Here is a 15,152-nt window from a genome sequence, read left to right as displayed (position 1 = left end):
GATGCGGATGGTTGTACCGCAGCGCCCGCGGCGCGGCCAGCGGCGGAACCCCGGCTTGCGCGGCCCGCGGCGCGGCTCAGTCGGCCAGCGGTTCCTGGGCTTGCAGCGCGGCGCGCAACCGGGCGCAGTAGTCGGCGTCGGACGCCCAGGCCGCGCGCGCCAGCGTCGCATGCCGTGCGCGCGCCTGCGGGCGCGCCAGCAGTTCGTTCAGCTCGGCCAGCGCGTCGTGCACCACGCCGCGCACGTAGTCGGCCGCGTCGGCTTCGAGTTCGGCTTCGGCGAGCGCGCCGGCATGCTCCGCGTCGAGCAGGCGGCCGGTGCGCGCCAGGCAGGTCGCCTGGTCGGCGCGCGCGATGGTGGCCTCCCAGGTCATGCCGGCCTGCGCGGCGGGGGCGACGCAGTGCTCGAACACCTCCAGCGCGCGCTCGTGCTGACCGTCCAGGCGCAGCAGCTCGCCCAGGCGCAGGCTGAACTGCAGGCTGGCGTCGTCGCCCGCCAGCAAGGCCGCGAGCTGCTGCGCGCTGCCCAGCGCGGCCAGCGCCTGCCCGAGCTGGCGGGCCTGCAGGTGCCCGGCGGCGCGCGCACGGCGAAGCTGCTGCACCTGCGCCAGCGTCATGTAGCGGTGCACCGCGGCGAGCAGTTGCTCGTCGTTCTCGCGCCGCGCCAGCAGCGTGGCGCGGCGGTAGTGGCGCACCGCGTGGTCCATCAGCTCGGCTTCCTGGTAGAGCGTGGCGAGCACGTACAGCGCGCGCGCCGCGGCCAGCGGCCGGAACGCGGCGCCCAGCCGGGCCGCCGCGTGCAGGTGCGCCACCGAGCGCGCCGGCGACTGTTGCAAGGTGGCGGCGATGCAGCCGAGCCAGGCCTCGCATTCGGCTTGCAGGCCACGATCGGCCAGCGCATGGGCGGCGCCGCGCGCACGCTCGATCGGCTCGACCGCCGCCTGCACGCCGGCGCCGTAGTAACACGCCACGCCGCGCGCCAGCTCCAGCTCGGCGGCGGCGCGGGCGTCGCCGGCATCGCGAACCGCCGCCTCGGCGGCGTGCAGCGCCGCCGGCACCTCGCGCGTGCGCCAGTGCCGCGCCAGCAGCCCGACACGCTGCGCCAGCAGCAGCGCCCGCTGGGCGCCGGGCGGCGCGGCGGTGACGGCTTGTTCGTTGCGTTGCAGCAGGCCGGGCATGGTCGGGGCGGGCGTGGATAACCGATTACAACGCGCCGCGGCGGTTTGCGGGCGTGCATCGTGCGCGGATGCCCGCCGTGCATCGTGCGACTGCGGCGCTGCGCTAGCATCCGCGCTCCATTCCGCCCCGACGCCGCCATGACCGACCAGTTGCAAGCCACCGTGCGCACCCGCGCCAACGTCTACTTCGAGGGCAAGTGCGTGTCGCACAGCCTGGAGCTGGCCGACGGCAGCAAGAAGAGCGTCGGCGTGATCCTGCCCTCGGCGCTGAAGTTCAACACCGGCGCGCCCGAGCGCATGGAGCTGATCGAGGGCGAGTGCCGCGTCAAGCTGCCGGGCGCCGCGGACTGGGCCAGCTACCGCGGTGGCCAGAGCTTCGACGTGCCGGGCAATTCAGCCTTCGACATCGAAGTGACGCAGACGCTGCACTACGTCTGCCACTTCCTCTGAGTCAGACCACCACCGGCTCCGGCTCCAGCCGGATGCCGAAGCGGCCGTACACGCTCTCCTGGATGGCGCGCGCCAGCGTCATCACTTCCGAGCCGATCGCGCCGCCGCGGTTGACCAGCACCAGCGCCTGCTTGTCGTAGACCGCCGCCTGCCCCACCGCCTTGCCCTTCCAGCCGCAGGCGTCGATCATCCAGCCGGCGGCGAGCTTCACGCTGCCGTCGGGCATGGGGTAGTGAACGATGGCCGGGTCGCGGCCAATGATGTCGCGGCACTGTTCGGGCGTCACCACCGGGTTCTTGAAGAAGCTGCCGGCGTTGCCGATGCGCGCCGGGTCGGGCAGCTTGGCGCGGCGGATCGCGCACACCCAGTCGAAGATCTGCTGCGCCGAGGGGTTGGAGACGCCCTCCTCGCGCATGCGGCGTTCGAGGTCGAGGTAGCCCAGCACCGGCCGCCAGGGCCGGGGCAGGCGCAGCCGCACGCGCGTGACCAGCGTGCGCCCGGCCAGCGCGTGCTTGAAGACGCTGTCGCGGTAGCCGAAGGCGCAGATGCCGGGGCCCAGCGTCACGCTGCGCCCGGTGACGAGGTCGACCGCGTCGAGCGCCTCGAAGCGGTCTTTCAGCTCCAGCCCGTAGGCGCCGATGTTCTGCACCGGCGCGGCGCCCACCGTGCCCGGGATCAGCGCCAGGTTCTCCAGCCCGGGCCAGCCCTGGGCCAGCGTCCAGGCCACCAGCTCGTGCCAGTTCTCGCCGGCGCCGGCCTCGACGATCCAGGCGTCGGCGCGCTCTTCCACCAGATGCTTGCCGGTCACCTCGACCTTGAGCACCACGGCCGGCATGTCGCGCGTCAGGATGATGTTGCTGCCGCCGCCGAGGATGAACTTGGGCGCGCGGCCCAGTTCCGGGTGGTCGACCACGCGGCGCACGTCGGCATCGCTCTTGATGCGCACCAAGGATTGCGCAACCGCCGGCAATCCGAAGGTATTGAACGGTTTCAGGCTCACGCCCGACTCGATTTGCATGCGAGAATTTTCCTCCATGCCAAGCTTCGACACCGTCATCGAGCCGAATCTGGTCGAAGTGCGCAACGCCGTCGACCAGACCGCCAAGGAAATCGGCACGCGTTTCGACTTCAAGGGCAGTTCGGCCGGCGCCGAACTGGCCGACAAGGCGATCACGCTGCACGCCGATTCGGACTTCCAGATCGGCCAGGTCACCGACATCCTCTTGGCCAAGCTGACCAAGCGCGGCGTGGACATCCGCTTCCTCGACCGCAGCGCGAAGATCGAGAAGATCGGCGGCGACAAGGTCAAGCAGGTGCTGACGGTCAAGAGCGGCGTCGACGGCGACAACGCCAGGAAGATCCAGGCCGCCATCAAGCAGGGCAAGATGAAGGTGCAGGCCGCGATCCAGGGCGACACGGTGCGTGTCAGCGGCGCCAAGCGCGACGACCTGCAGCTCGCGATGCAGTTGATCAGGAAAACCGTGCCCGACGCGCCGGTGTCCTTCACGAACCTGCGCGATTGAGCATGCGCCGCCTTGCCGCACTCGGGGCGCTGCTGCCGGCCCTGGCCTTCGCGCAGAACGTCTCGATGAGCGGCAGCCTGGGCAACAAGGCGCTGCTGGTGATCGACGGCACGCCGCGCACCGTGGCGGCCGGCGCCACCGTCTCCGGCGTCAAGGTGATCAGCGTCGACGGCAGCCAGACGCTCGTCGAGGTCGGCGGCAAGCGCCAGACGCTGCTGCTCGGCGGCGCGCAGGTCAACCTCGGCGGCTCGGCCAGCGCCGGCGGCGGCACGCAGATCGTGCTGTCGGCCGGCCCGGGCGGGCACTTCGTCACCGGCGGCACGATCAACGGCCGCAGCGTGCGCTTCGTGGTCGACACCGGCGCCACCAACATCGCGATCGGCGAGACGGTCGCGCGCAGCATCGGCCTGGACTTCAGCAAGGGCGAACGCGGCATCGCCCGCACCGCCAACGGCGACGTGGTGGCGCACCGCGTCACGCTGCGCGAGGTGCGCGTCGGCGACGTGACGGTCTACGACGTCGCCGCCACCGTGGTGCCGGCGCCGATGGAAATGGTGCTGCTGGGCAACAGCTTCCTGTCGCGCTTCCAGATGAAGCGCGACGCCGACGTGCTGGTGCTCGACAAGCGCTACTGAGCGCCACCGCCGGGGACATGCCTGCGGCAGGTCTGTCGCGGCAGGGACAGAGGATTTCCGCACGATCGTGCTAAAACACGTGCTGGCCCGCGGGCCGCATTGGAGACACGCATGGACCTGAATTTCACGCCCGAGGAACAGGCGTTCCGGCAGGAGATCCGCGCCTGGGTGGCGCAGAACCTGCCCAAGGACATCAGCCACAAGGTGCACAACGCCCTGCACCTGAGCAAGGACGACATGCAGCGCTGGGCCAGGATCCTCGGCGCCAAGGGCTGGCACGGCTGGGCCTGGCCCAAGCAGTTCGGCGGGCCGGGCTGGAACGTGATCCAGCGCCACCTGTTCGAAGAGGAATGCGCGCTGGCCGGCGCGCCGCGCGTCGTGCCCTTCGGGCCGGTGATGGTGGCGCCGGTGATCATGGCCTTCGGCTCGCCCGAGCAGCAGAAGCGCCACCTGCCCGGCATCATGAGCGGCGAGGTGTGGTGGAGCCAGGGCTACAGCGAGCCGGGCGCAGGCAGCGATCTCGCGTCGCTGAAGTGCCGCGCCGAACGCCGCGGCGACAAGTACATCGTCAACGGCCAGAAGACCTGGACCACGCTCGGCCAGCACGGCGACTGGATCTTCTGCCTGGTGCGCACCGACACCTCGGGCAAGCCGCAGACCGGCATCAGCTTCCTGCTGATCGACATGAAGAGCCCGGGCGTCAGCGTGCGGCCCATCATCATGCTCGACGGCGGCCACGAGGTGAACGAGGTCTGGTTCGACAACGTCGAGGTGCCGGCCGAGAACCTCGTCGGCGAGGAGAACAAGGGCTGGACCTACGCCAAGCACCTGCTCGCCCACGAGCGCACCAACATCGCCGACGTGAACCGCGCCAAGCGCGAGCTGGAGCGCCTGAAGCGCATCGCCAAGGCCGAGGGCGTGTACGAGGACACGCGCTTCCGCGACGAGATCGCGAAGCTGGAAGTCGACGTCGTCGCGCTCGAGATGATGGTGCTGCGCGTGCTGTCGGCCGAGAAGAGCGGCAAGGCGGCGCTGGACGTGGCGGGCCTGTTGAAGATCCGCGGCAGCGAGATCCAGCAGCGCTACACCGAGCTGATGATGCTGGCCGCCGGGCCGTACAGCGTGCCCTTCGTGAAAGAGGCGATGGAAGCCGGCTGGCAGGGCGACCACGTCGGCGCGGCGCACTGCGCGCCGCTGGCCGCCACCTACTTCAACTACCGCAAGACGACGATCTACGGCGGATCCAACGAGGTCCAGCGCAACATCGTCTCCGCCACGGTGCTCGGGAGCTGAAAACATGCACCCCCAAGCTCACATTCGTTCGCTGCCCCCCAAGGGGGCGCAGGCCTCCTTCGGGGCGGCCCAGCAGGAGGCCTGACATGGATTTCGACTTCACCGAAGACCAGGAATCGCTGCGCGACGCCGTGCGGCGCTGGGTCGACAAGGGCTTCGGCTTCGAGCGCCGCCACGCCATCGCCAAGGCCGGCGGCGCGACGCGCGACGTCTACGGCGAACTGGCCGAACTGGGCCTGACCGGCCTGGCGATCCCCGAGGCGCATGGCGGCATGGGCTTCGGCCCGATCGAGGCCATGGTGGTCAACGAGGAACTGGGCCGCGGGCTGGTCAACGCGCCTTATGCGCACGGCGCCATCGTCGCGCCCACGCTACTGTCGGGCGCGCCGGCCGAGGTGCAGGCGCAGTGGCTGCCGAAGATCGCCGACGCCTCGGCGCTGGTGGTGCTGGCGCACCAGGAGCGCGCGGCGCGCTACCGGCTGGCCCACGTGACCACCAAGGCCGCCAAAGCCGGCGACGGCTGGGCGCTCAGCGGCGCCAAGAGCCTCGTACCGGCCGGCGACGAAGCCGACGCCTTCATCGTGCCGGCGCGCACCGCCGGGGCCGATGCCGACGCGGCAGGCATCGCGCTGTTCCTCGTCGCCAAGGGCGCCGCCGGCCTGGCCGTGCGCGGCTACCCGACGCAGGACGGCGCACGCGCCGCCGAGCTGACGCTGGCGGACACGCCGGCCACGCTGGTCGCGCTCGACGCGCTGCCGCTGCTGGAACAGGCGGTGGACGCCGGCATCGCCGCACTGTGCGCCGAAGGCGTCGGCGTGATGGAGCGCCTGACCGCGATCACCGCCGAGTACATGAACACGCGCAAGCAGTTCGGCGTCGCGATCGCCAGCTTCCAGGCGCTGCGCCACCGCATCGCCGACGTGAAGATGCAGCTCGAACTCGGCCGCTCGATGAGCTACTACGCCAGCCTCAAGCTCGGCGAGCCCGCGCCGGTGCGCCGCCGCGCGATCGCCCAGGCCAAGGTGCAGCTCGGGCAGTCCATGCGCTTCGTCGGCCAGCAGTGCATCCAGTTGCACGGCGGCATCGGCGTGACCGACGAGTACATCGCCAGCCACTACTTCAAGCGCCTGACGGTGCTGGAGACGAGCTTCGGCGACACGCTGCACCACCTCGGCGAAGTGTCCGCGCGCATGCAGGACACGGCAGGCGTGTTCGCCTGATCGTGCCGCCGGCTACGATGCCGGCATGAACGTTCCGAGCGCCGATTCGATCGTCGACGTGGCCGGCGTCGGCGTCGGCCACTTCACCGACACGCGCCGCCCCACCGGCTGCACCGTGGTGCTGACGCCGCAAGGCGCCACCTGCGGCGTCGACGTGCGCGGCGCCGCGCCCGGCACGCGCGAGACCGAGCTGCTCTCGCCGCTGAACAGCGTAGCCCAGGTGCACGCCGTGCTGCTGGCCGGCGGCAGCGCCTTCGGGCTCGACGCAGCCGGCGGCGTGATGCGCTGGCTGGAAGAGCGCGGCATCGGCGTCGCGGTCGGGCCGGCACGCGTGCCCATCGTGCCGGCGGCGATCCTGTTCGACCTGTGGCTCGGCGATGCGCGCATCCGGCCCGATGCCGACGCGGGTTACGCGGCCTGCGTGGCCGCCAGCACGCAACCGCCGGCGCAGGGCAGCGTCGGCGCCGGCGCGGGAGCCAGCGTCGGCAAGCTGTTCGGCATCGCGCGGGCGATGAAAGGCGGCATCGGCACGGCCTCGCTGCGCGTCGGCGGCTTCACGGTCGCGGCGCTGGTGACCGTCAATGCGGTCGGCGACGTGATCGATCCGGCCGATGGCCGTGTCGTGGCCGGCGCGCGCACGGCCGACGGCACGCGGCTGCTGGGCACGATGAACGCCATGCTTTCCGGCGAGCTGCCGGCGCGCGTGCAGCCCGGCGCGGCGACGACCCTCGGCGTGATCGCCACCGATGCGGTGCTGACGAAGGCGCAGGCCAACAAGCTCGCGCAGATGGCGCACGACGGCCTGGCCCGCTCGATCAACCCGGTGCACACCATGGGCGACGGCGACACGCTGTTCGCGCTGGCCACCGGCGCGGCCGGGCGCGGCGCCGATCTCACGCTGCTCGGCGCGCTGGCGGCGGAAGTCACGGCGCGCGCGGTGCTGAACGGCGTGCGCGCCGCGACGCGGCTGCCCGAACTGCCCTGCGCCGCCGACTTCGCATGAGCCGCGCGCGCCGCCCCACGCTCGCCCAGGTGCTGTTCTCGCAGGGCTTCGGCACGCGCCGCGAGTGCGAGAGCCTGGTCGCCGCCGGCTTCGTCAGCCTGGCCGGCGAGGTCTGCGACGACCCCTGGCGCGAAGTCGACACCGAGGGCCTGGAGTTCGGCGTGCAGGGCCAGCGCTGGCCCTACCGCGAGAAGGCGCTGGTGATGCTGCACAAGCCGGCCGGCTACGAGTGCTCGCAGAAGCCCAGGCATCACCCCAGCGTGCTGAGCCTGCTGCCCGCGCCGCTGCGCACGCGCGGCGTGCAGCCGGTGGGCCGGCTCGACGAAGACACCACCGGGCTGCTGCTGCTCACCGACGACGGCGCGCTGATCCACCGCCTCACTTCGCCCAAGCACCACGTGCCCAAGGTGTACGACGTGCGCTGCAAGCACGCGGTGGACGAACGCCAGCTCGCCGCGCTGCGCGAGGGCGTGCTGCTCGACGACGAGCCGGCGCCGGTGCGCGCCGCCGCCGTCGAGGCCGAGGGCACGCACGGCCTGCGCCTGACCCTCACCGAAGGCAAGTACCACCAGGTCAAGCGCATGGTGGCGGCCGCGGGCAACCGCGTCGACGCCTTGCACCGCAGCGCCTTCGGCGCACTGCAACTGCCGGCCGATCTGGCGCCGGGACAGTGGCGCTGGATCGAGCCTGCGCAGATCGAGCCGCCCCGATAATCGTCCGCATGCGAGTCTTCCGCGGCTTTCACCACCCCGGCATCGCCGACGCCTGCGCACTGACCATCGGCAACTTCGACGGCGTGCACCGCGGCCACCAGGCGATGCTGGCGCTGCTGCGCAACGAGGCGCAGCACCGCGGCCTGCGCTCCTGCGTGATGACGTTCGAGCCGCATCCGCGCGACTACTTCGCGGCCGCCGCGAACAAGCCCGAACTCGCGCCGGCGCGCATCGCCACGCTGCGCGACAAGCTCGCCGAGCTGGAGCGCTGCGGCATCGAGCAGGCCGTCGTGCTGCGCTTCGACGCACGCTTCGCGGCGCAGTCGCCGCAGGCCTTCGTGGCCGACGTGCTGGTCGAGGGCCTGGGCGCGAAGTACGTGCTGGTCGGCGACGACTTCCGCTTCGGCGCCAAACGCGCCGGCGACTACGCGCTGCTCGACGCCGCCGGGCAGCGCGCCGGCTTCGACGTGGCGCGCATGCTGAGCTACGAGGTGCGCGGCGAGCGCGTCTCCAGCTCGGCGGTGCGCGAGGCGCTGGCCGGCGGCGACATGAAACACGCCGCGGTGCTGCTGGGCCGGCCCTACAGCCTGTCTGGCCACGTGGTGCACGGCAGGAAGCTCGGCCGCGACCTCGGCTTCAAGACGCTGAACCTGCGCTTCTCGCACCCCAAGCCGGCGGCGCTGGGCATCTTCGCGGTGCGGGTGCACGGCCTGGCCGACGAGCCTCTGGACGGCGTCGCCAGCCTGGGCCGGCGCCCGACCGTGGACGACAGCGGCCGCGTGCTGCTCGAAGTGCACTGCCTGGACTGGCCCGCCGGCCTGGGCGCCGAAGGGGGCTACGGTAAGATCGTGCGCGTGGAACTGCTGCACAAACTGCGCGACGAGGCGCGCTTCGACTCGCTCGAGGCGCTGACCGCCGCCATCCGCCAGGACGCCGACGACGCGCGCGCCTTCCTCGCGGCCCACGCCTCGCAGCGGCGCCAGACGACGCGCGACCGAATTTAGCGTTCGCCCGCCACGAACGCCGGCGCCCTGACCGCGCCGTTCCTCCTCCCTTCCGGCGCGCCGTTCGCGGCGCCCCCGCTGCCATGACCGACACCGCCTCCGCCGACTACCGCGCGACGCTCAACCTGCCCGACACGCCCTTCCCGATGCGCGGCGACCTCGCCCGCCGCGAGCCCGCCTGGGTGAAGGAATGGGACGAACAAGGCATCTACAAGAAGCTGCGCGACGCGCGCCACGGCGCGCCCCTGTTCGTGCTGCACGACGGCCCGCCCTACGCCAACGGCGCGATCCACATGGGCCACGCCGTCAACAAGGTGCTCAAGGACATGATCGTCAAGGCGCGCCAGCTCAAGGGCTTCGACGCGCAGTACGTGCCGGGCTGGGACTGCCACGGCCTGCCGATCGAGAACGCGATCGAGAAGAAACACGGCCGCAACCTGAGCCGCGACGACATGCAGGCCAGGAGCCGCGCCTACGCCACCGAGCAGATCGCCCTGCAGATGGCCGACTTCAAGCGCCTGGGCGTACTGGGCGACTGGGCCGACCGCTACGCGACCATGGACCCGGCCAACGAGGCCGGCGAGATCCGCGCTTTCAAGCGCGTGATCGAGCGCGGCTTCGTCTACCGCGGCCTGAAGCCGGTGTACTGGTGCTTCGACTGCGGCTCGTCGCTGGCCGAGTTCGAGATCGAGTACGCCGACAAGAAGAGCCAGACCATCGACGTCGCCTTCCTGTGCGCCGAGCCGCAGCGGCTGGCCAGCGCCTTCGGCCTGACGGCGCTGGAGAAAGACGCCTTCGCGCTGATCTGGACCACCACCGCCTGGACCATCCCGGCCAACCAGGCGCTGAACCTGAACCCGACGCTGGAGTACGCGCTGGTCGACACCGAGCGCGGCCTGCTGGTGCTGGCCGCCTCGCTGGTCGAGAAGTGCCTGGCGCGCTACGGCCTGACCGGGAACGTGCTCGCCACGGTGACGGGCGAGAAGCTCGGCGGCATCCACTTCAAGCACCCGTTCGCGCACGTCGACGCGGGTTACGACCGGCTCTCGCCGGTGTACCTGGCCGACTACGCCACCGCCGACGACGGCACCGGCATCGTGCACAGCTCGCCGGCCTACGGCCTGGACGACTTCAACTCCTGCGTGCAGCACGGGCTGCGCTACGACGACATCCTCAACCCGGTGCAGGGCCACGGCAGCTACGCGGCCGACTTCCCGCTGTTCGGCGGCCAGAACATCTGGAAGGCCGTGCCGGTGATCATCGAGGCGCTGAAGAGCGCCGGGCGCCTGTTCGCCACCGAGGCCATCACGCACAGCTACCCGCACTGCTGGCGCCACAAGAGCCCGGTGATCTACCGCGCCGCGGCGCAGTGGTTCATCCGCATGGACGAGGGCCCCGGCGTGTTCACCAAGGACAAGGCGCCGCGCACGCTGCGCCAGATGGCGCTGGACGCGATCGACCAGACCGGCTTCTTCCCCGAGAACGGCCGCGCGCGGCTGCGCGACATGATCGCCAACCGGCCCGACTGGTGCATCAGCCGCCAGCGAAGCTGGGGCGTGCCGCTGCCCTTCTTCCTGCACAAGGACACCGGCGAGCTGCACCCGCGCACGATGGAGATCATCGACCAGGCGGCCGACATCGTCGAGCAGGGCGGCGTCGAGGCCTGGAGCCGCGTGAGCGCCGAGCAGATCCTCGGCGCGGCCGACGCACCGCACTACACCAAGAGCAGCGACATCCTCGAAGTGTGGTTCGACTCCGGCTCGACCTTCTGGCACGTGCTGCGCGGCCAGCATCCGGGCGGCTACCACGCGCAGGGCCCGGAAGCCGACCTCTACCTCGAAGGCCACGACCAGCACCGCGGCTGGTTCCACAGCTCGCTGCTGCTGGCCTGCGCGCTGTTCGACCGCGCGCCCTACCGCGGCCTGCTGACGCACGGCTTCACGGTCGACAGCCAGGGCCGCAAGATGAGCAAGAGCCTGGGCAACGGCATCGAGCCGCAGAAGGTGTCTTCGACGCTGGGCGCGGAGATCATCCGCCTGTGGGTGGCGGCCTCCGACTACTCGGGCGACATCGCCGGCGACGACAAGATCCTCGCGCGCGTGGTCGACGCCTACCGGCGCATCCGCAACACGCTGCGCTTCCTGCTCGCCAACACCAGCGACTTCGACGCGGCCAGGCATGCGGTGCCGCCCGCGCAGATGCTGGAGATCGACCGCTGGGCGCTGGCGCGCGCGGCGCAGTTCCAGGCCGAGGTGCTGGCGCACTACGAGGTCTACGAGTTCCACCCGGTGGTGGCCAAGCTGCAGGTGTTCTGCTCGGAAGACCTGGGCGCCTTCTACCTCGACGTGCTGAAAGACCGCCTGTACACCAGCGCGCCGGGTTCGCTGGCGCGCCGCTCGGCGCAGACCGCGCTGTGGCAGCTCACGCACGCGATGCTGCGCTGGATGGCGCCCTTCCTCAGCTTCACCGCCGAGGAGGCGTGGAAGGTGTTCGCGCCGGGCGCGTCGCCTTCGATCTTCACCGAGACCTACTGGACCTTCGACGCCCCCGACGAGGCGCTGCTGGCCAAGTGGGCGCGCATCCGCGAGATCCGCGACCTCGCGAACAAGGAGATCGAGGCCGTGCGCGCCGAAGGCAGGGTCGGCTCGTCGCTGCAGGCCAACCTGACCATCACCGCGCCGGCCGCCGACCACGCGCTGCTGGCCGCGCTGGGCGAGGACCTGCGCTTCGTCACCATCACCTCGGCGGTGGCGCTGGCCTCGGGCGACCAGCTCGCCGTGGCGGTCACGCCGTCGAGCGCCGTCAAGTGCGAGCGCTGCTGGCACTGGCGCGACGACGTCGGCCGCGACGCGGCGCACCCGACGATCTGCGGCCGCTGCACCAGCAACCTCTACGGCGCCGGCGAAACGCGCGCGGTGGCCTGATCATGGCTTGGGGCAAATCCTCGTCGGGTTCATCGTCGCTGCTGCCCTGGCTGGGCATCGCGCTGGCCGTGATCCTGCTCGACCAGTTCACCAAGACGCTGATCCTGGGCTACTTCCAGCTCGGCGACAGCCGCACCGTCACCTCGTTCTTCAACGTCGTGCGCGTGCACAACACCGGCGCGGCCTTCTCCTTCCTGGCCGGCGCGTCGGGCTGGCAGCGCTGGTTCTTCGTCGGCCTGGGCGTCGCGGCGGCGGTGTTCATCGTCTGGATGCTGCGCGGCCACGGCGGCCAGCGCCTGTTCGCATGGGCGCTGTCGCTGATCCTCGGCGGCGCTTTGGGCAACGTGATCGACCGCCTGCTGCACGGCTACGTGGTCGACTTCATCCAGGTGCACTACGCCGGCCGCGCCTTTCCGTCGTTCAACATCGCCGACAGCGCGATCACCATCGGCGCGGCGCTGCTGATCCTCGACGAACTGCGGCGCGTGCGCCGCAGTTGACGGCGCTACAAGCGCTCCTGCGCCGTCACCACCACGCCCTGCTCGTAGGGCGGCAGCAGGTCGCGCTGGGTCTTGCCGTCGACGAAGCGCAGCCTGAGCTGGTAGCTGCCCGGCGGCACGAACACGTTGGCCTGGGTCGCGCCGTTGGACAGGTCGCTGGCCTGCACGACGCGGCCGTCGCGCAGCACGTCGAGCATGAAGTGCCCGGTGCGCTCGGCGCTCTGACCCTTGGCGCAGACGCCGTACCCCTCGACGCCGAACTGCAGCGTGAACGGGCTGACCAGCGCCTCGCCGTCGCGCACGTTGGTCACCGTCACCCACTCGCCCGGCGCGCGCGGACGCGCCTGCTCGTCCTGGTACCAGGCGGCGCAGCTCGCCTCCAGGTCGGCCGGGTCGATGCGCAGCGGCTCGGCCGTGCGCTTGCCCGTCACCTCCACGGTGATCTCGGGGCTGAACACGAAATACGGCCGGTGATCGTGGTCGGCGAACAACAGCCGCAGCGTGTGCTTGCCCGGCGGCAGGTCGAGCACCGCGAAGGTCTGGCCCTTGCCGAAATGGCGGTGGCCGTCGTTGAAGGGCAGCTTGTCGGTCACCGAGGGCGGCATCGCCGTGTCGACCAGGATGTGGTGGTGGCCGGTGTTCTCCAGCACCTTGCCGGCCGGCACCACGCCCATGCCCTTGATGCCGAACTCCACCAGGAAGGGGCTGCGCACGCGGTAGCCGTTGCGCAGGTTGGAGAAACTGACCGCCGTCAGCCCCTTCAGGTCGACGCGGGTGCGCTCGCGTGTGTAGCGCTGCCAGCAGTTGCGCTCGGCATCGGTCTTGGGCAGCGGGGCGGCGTGGGCGGTGGTGGCGGCGACCGTGAAGACGGCGACGATCAGGCTGAGGCAGGCGTGCAAGGAGCGCGGCATGTTGTCGAGGTCAGTGGCTCTGTCCCGCATTGCGGCATGACGACCTGTCCTGCGTCAAGCCCCCGGGTCCGGGCCGGCACGCGATACTCGCGCCCATGCTGATCGAGACGCTTGGCGCCGCGCGCGATCTGGGGCGCATGAACGAGATCGCCGGCGTGCTGATTCGCCACGGCTTCGGCGACGCGGTGCGCCGCCTCGGCCTGGCCGACGCGCTGGAGCGCGCCGGCCACGTGCTGCGCCGCGAGCACGCCGCCGACCTGGCCCGCCTGGAGCCGCCGGTGCAGGTGCGGCTGGCGCTGGAGGAGCTGGGGCCGACCTTCGTCAAGCTCGGCCAGGTGCTGGCCGGCCGCGCCGACCTGTTCGGCCCGGAGTGGATCGCCGAGTTCTCGCGCCTGCACAGCCAGGTGCCGGCGCTGCCGCTGGAGGCGCTGCGCGAGCAGTTGCGCGAAGACCTGGGCGACGAGCCGGAAGCGGTGTTCGAGCACTTCGAGCCCGAGCCGCTGGCCGCCGCGTCGATCGCGCAGGTGCACCGCGCCCGGCTGAACGACGGCGCCGAGGTGGTGGTGAAGATCCGCCGCCCCGGCATCCGCGAGGTGGTCGAGGCCGACCTGCGCCTGCTCGAGCGCCTGGCCGCGATCGCCGAGGCCGAGATGCCGACGCTGCGGCCCTACCGCCCGCGCGAACTGGTGCGCGAGCTGGCCCGCTCGCTGCAGCGCGAGATGGACCTGGCCGCCGAGTGCCACAACGCCGAGCGCATCGCCGCCAACCTGGCGGTGCTGCCCTACATGCAGATCCCGCGCGTGCACTGGCAGCACACGCACGAGCGCATCAACGTGCAGGAGTACATCGCCGGCATCCAGGGCGACGACCTGGAACGCGTCCGCGCCGAGGGGCTGGACAGGCCGCTGCTCGCGCGCCGCGGCGCGCAGGCGGTGCTGAAGATGATCGTCGAGGACGGCTTCTTCCACGCCGACCCGCACCCCGGCAACGTCTTCTACCTGCCCGGCAACCGCATCGCCTTCATCGACTTCGGCATGGTGGGCCGCCTGACCGCGCGGCGCCGCGAGGAACTGCTCTCGCTGCTGCTCGGGCTGGTGCAGCGCGAGCCGCAGGCGGTGGCCGACGTGCTGCTCGACTGGGCCGGCGACAGCCACGGCGCCAGCCTGACGCAACTGGAGATGGAGATCGAGGCCTTCGTCGACCAGTACCACGGCACGCCGCTGGCCGAGCTGCACCTCGGCCAGATGCTCGCCGACGTGACCACCATCCTGCGCGAGCACCGCCTCGCGCTGCCGGCCGACCTGGCGCTGCTGATCAAGGCCTTCATCTCGCTGGAAGGCATGGGCCGCGGCCTGGACCCGGGCTTCCACATGGCCCAGGAGGCGCTGCCGATGCTGCGCCAGGTGCTGCGCGCGCGCTACACGCCGCGCGCCCTGGGCACGCGCGCCTGGAACACGCTGCGCGGCGCGCTGGCCACCGCCGAGCGGCTGCCGCAGGACGTGTCGCGCGCGCTGCGCAACCTGCGCCGCGGCCGGCTGCAACTGCACATCGACATCGCGCACCTCAAGCGCGTCGGCGACCAGCTCGACCGCGCCGCCAACCGCCTCGCGCTGGCGATGGTGATCGCCGCGATGATCATCGGCTCGTCGATCGTGATGACGGTCAAGGGCGGCCCGACGCTGTTCGGCCTGCCGGCCTTCGGCTTCCTCGGCTTCAGCGCCGCCGCGCTCGGCGGCGTGTGGCTCATCCGCTCGATCTGGCGCAGCACGCACCGGCGCGACGACGATTGACGCCGGGGC

Annotated in this window: 14 protein-coding genes; 11 read left to right on the top strand and 3 right to left on the bottom strand. The window is 71.5% G+C overall.

Annotated elements, in window-relative coordinates; translation table 11 throughout:
- Nucleotides 1-76 precede the first annotated feature (76 nt).
- The gene (locus QM792_RS09370) at nucleotides 77-1,177 is read right to left on the bottom strand and encodes a hypothetical protein (protein ID WP_415149443.1); all 1,101 of its coding nucleotides are present in this window, start codon (nucleotides 1,175-1,177) and stop codon (nucleotides 77-79) included.
- A 138-nt stretch (nucleotides 1,178-1,315) separates the two neighbouring features.
- On the opposite strand from QM792_RS09370, the gene QM792_RS09365 reads away from it, so the two are divergent.
- A complete protein-coding gene (locus tag QM792_RS09365; RefSeq protein ID WP_415149441.1) occupies nucleotides 1,316-1,627 on the top strand; it encodes a pyrimidine/purine nucleoside phosphorylase in 312 nt (103 codons plus the stop codon).
- Between the two features lies 1 nt (nucleotide 1,628).
- Here QM792_RS09365 and murB read toward each other — a convergent pair whose 3' ends face one another.
- Nucleotides 1,629-2,645 (bottom strand): UDP-N-acetylmuramate dehydrogenase, encoded by a 1,017-nt coding sequence (gene murB / locus QM792_RS09360; RefSeq protein WP_415149440.1) that lies wholly within the window; start codon nucleotides 2,643-2,645, stop codon nucleotides 1,629-1,631.
- A gap of 16 nt (nucleotides 2,646-2,661) precedes the next feature.
- On the opposite strand from murB, the gene QM792_RS09355 reads away from it, so the two are divergent.
- The 9 genes from QM792_RS09355 (at nucleotide 2,662) to lspA (ending at nucleotide 12,442) form a co-directional block, all read left to right on the top strand.
- Nucleotides 2,662-3,150, top strand: coding sequence for a YajQ family cyclic di-GMP-binding protein (locus QM792_RS09355; protein ID WP_415149438.1), 489 nt, complete (start codon nucleotides 2,662-2,664; stop codon nucleotides 3,148-3,150).
- Nucleotides 3,151-3,152: 2 nt separating this feature from the next.
- A complete protein-coding gene (locus QM792_RS09350) occupies nucleotides 3,153-3,785 on the top strand; it encodes a TIGR02281 family clan AA aspartic protease (protein WP_415149437.1) in 633 nt (210 codons plus the stop codon).
- A gap of 111 nt (nucleotides 3,786-3,896) precedes the next feature.
- Nucleotides 3,897-5,078 (top strand): acyl-CoA dehydrogenase family protein, encoded by a 1,182-nt coding sequence (locus QM792_RS09345; protein WP_415149435.1) that lies wholly within the window; start codon nucleotides 3,897-3,899, stop codon nucleotides 5,076-5,078.
- 86 nt (nucleotides 5,079-5,164) lie between these two features.
- Nucleotides 5,165-6,298: an acyl-CoA dehydrogenase family protein gene (locus tag QM792_RS09340; protein WP_415149434.1), complete on the top strand. Its 1,134-nt coding sequence runs from the start codon at nucleotides 5,165-5,167 to the stop codon at nucleotides 6,296-6,298.
- A gap of 25 nt (nucleotides 6,299-6,323) precedes the next feature.
- Nucleotides 6,324-7,301: a P1 family peptidase gene (locus QM792_RS09335; RefSeq protein ID WP_415149432.1), complete on the top strand. Its 978-nt coding sequence runs from the start codon at nucleotides 6,324-6,326 to the stop codon at nucleotides 7,299-7,301.
- On the top strand, nucleotides 7,298-8,014 hold the full coding sequence (locus QM792_RS09330) for a pseudouridine synthase (RefSeq protein ID WP_415149431.1): 717 nt from the start codon (nucleotides 7,298-7,300) through the stop codon (nucleotides 8,012-8,014). The genes QM792_RS09335 and QM792_RS09330 overlap by 4 nt, the downstream gene beginning before the upstream one ends.
- Nucleotides 8,015-8,022: 8 nt before the next feature.
- Nucleotides 8,023-9,018, top strand: coding sequence for a bifunctional riboflavin kinase/FAD synthetase (locus tag QM792_RS09325; protein WP_415149429.1), 996 nt, complete (start codon nucleotides 8,023-8,025; stop codon nucleotides 9,016-9,018).
- Between the two features lie 83 nt (nucleotides 9,019-9,101).
- Nucleotides 9,102-11,942 carry an isoleucine--tRNA ligase gene (gene ileS / locus QM792_RS09320; protein WP_415149428.1) on the top strand — a complete coding sequence of 947 codons (2,841 nt, stop codon included), beginning with the start codon at nucleotides 9,102-9,104 and terminating at the stop codon, nucleotides 11,940-11,942.
- Nucleotides 11,943-11,944: 2 nt separating this feature from the next.
- The gene (gene lspA, locus QM792_RS09315) at nucleotides 11,945-12,442 is read left to right on the top strand and encodes a signal peptidase II (protein WP_415149426.1); all 498 of its coding nucleotides are present in this window, start codon (nucleotides 11,945-11,947) and stop codon (nucleotides 12,440-12,442) included.
- Between the two features lie 5 nt (nucleotides 12,443-12,447).
- On the opposite strand, the gene QM792_RS09310 is transcribed toward lspA, so the two are convergent.
- Nucleotides 12,448-13,353 (bottom strand): DUF4399 domain-containing protein, encoded by a 906-nt coding sequence (locus QM792_RS09310; RefSeq protein WP_415149425.1) that lies wholly within the window; start codon nucleotides 13,351-13,353, stop codon nucleotides 12,448-12,450.
- Nucleotides 13,354-13,448: 95 nt separating this feature from the next.
- Between QM792_RS09310 and QM792_RS09305 the strand changes: the two genes are divergently transcribed.
- Nucleotides 13,449-15,143 carry an ABC1 kinase family protein gene (locus QM792_RS09305; protein ID WP_415149424.1) on the top strand — a complete coding sequence of 565 codons (1,695 nt, stop codon included), beginning with the start codon at nucleotides 13,449-13,451 and terminating at the stop codon, nucleotides 15,141-15,143.
- The last annotated feature ends 9 nt before the right edge of the window (nucleotides 15,144-15,152 follow it).

Source organism: Piscinibacter sp., from assembly GCF_047600445.1.
Taxonomy (GTDB): domain Bacteria; phylum Pseudomonadota; class Gammaproteobacteria; order Burkholderiales; family Burkholderiaceae_C; genus Piscinibacter.
This window is presented reverse-complemented; position numbering and strand designations above follow the sequence as displayed.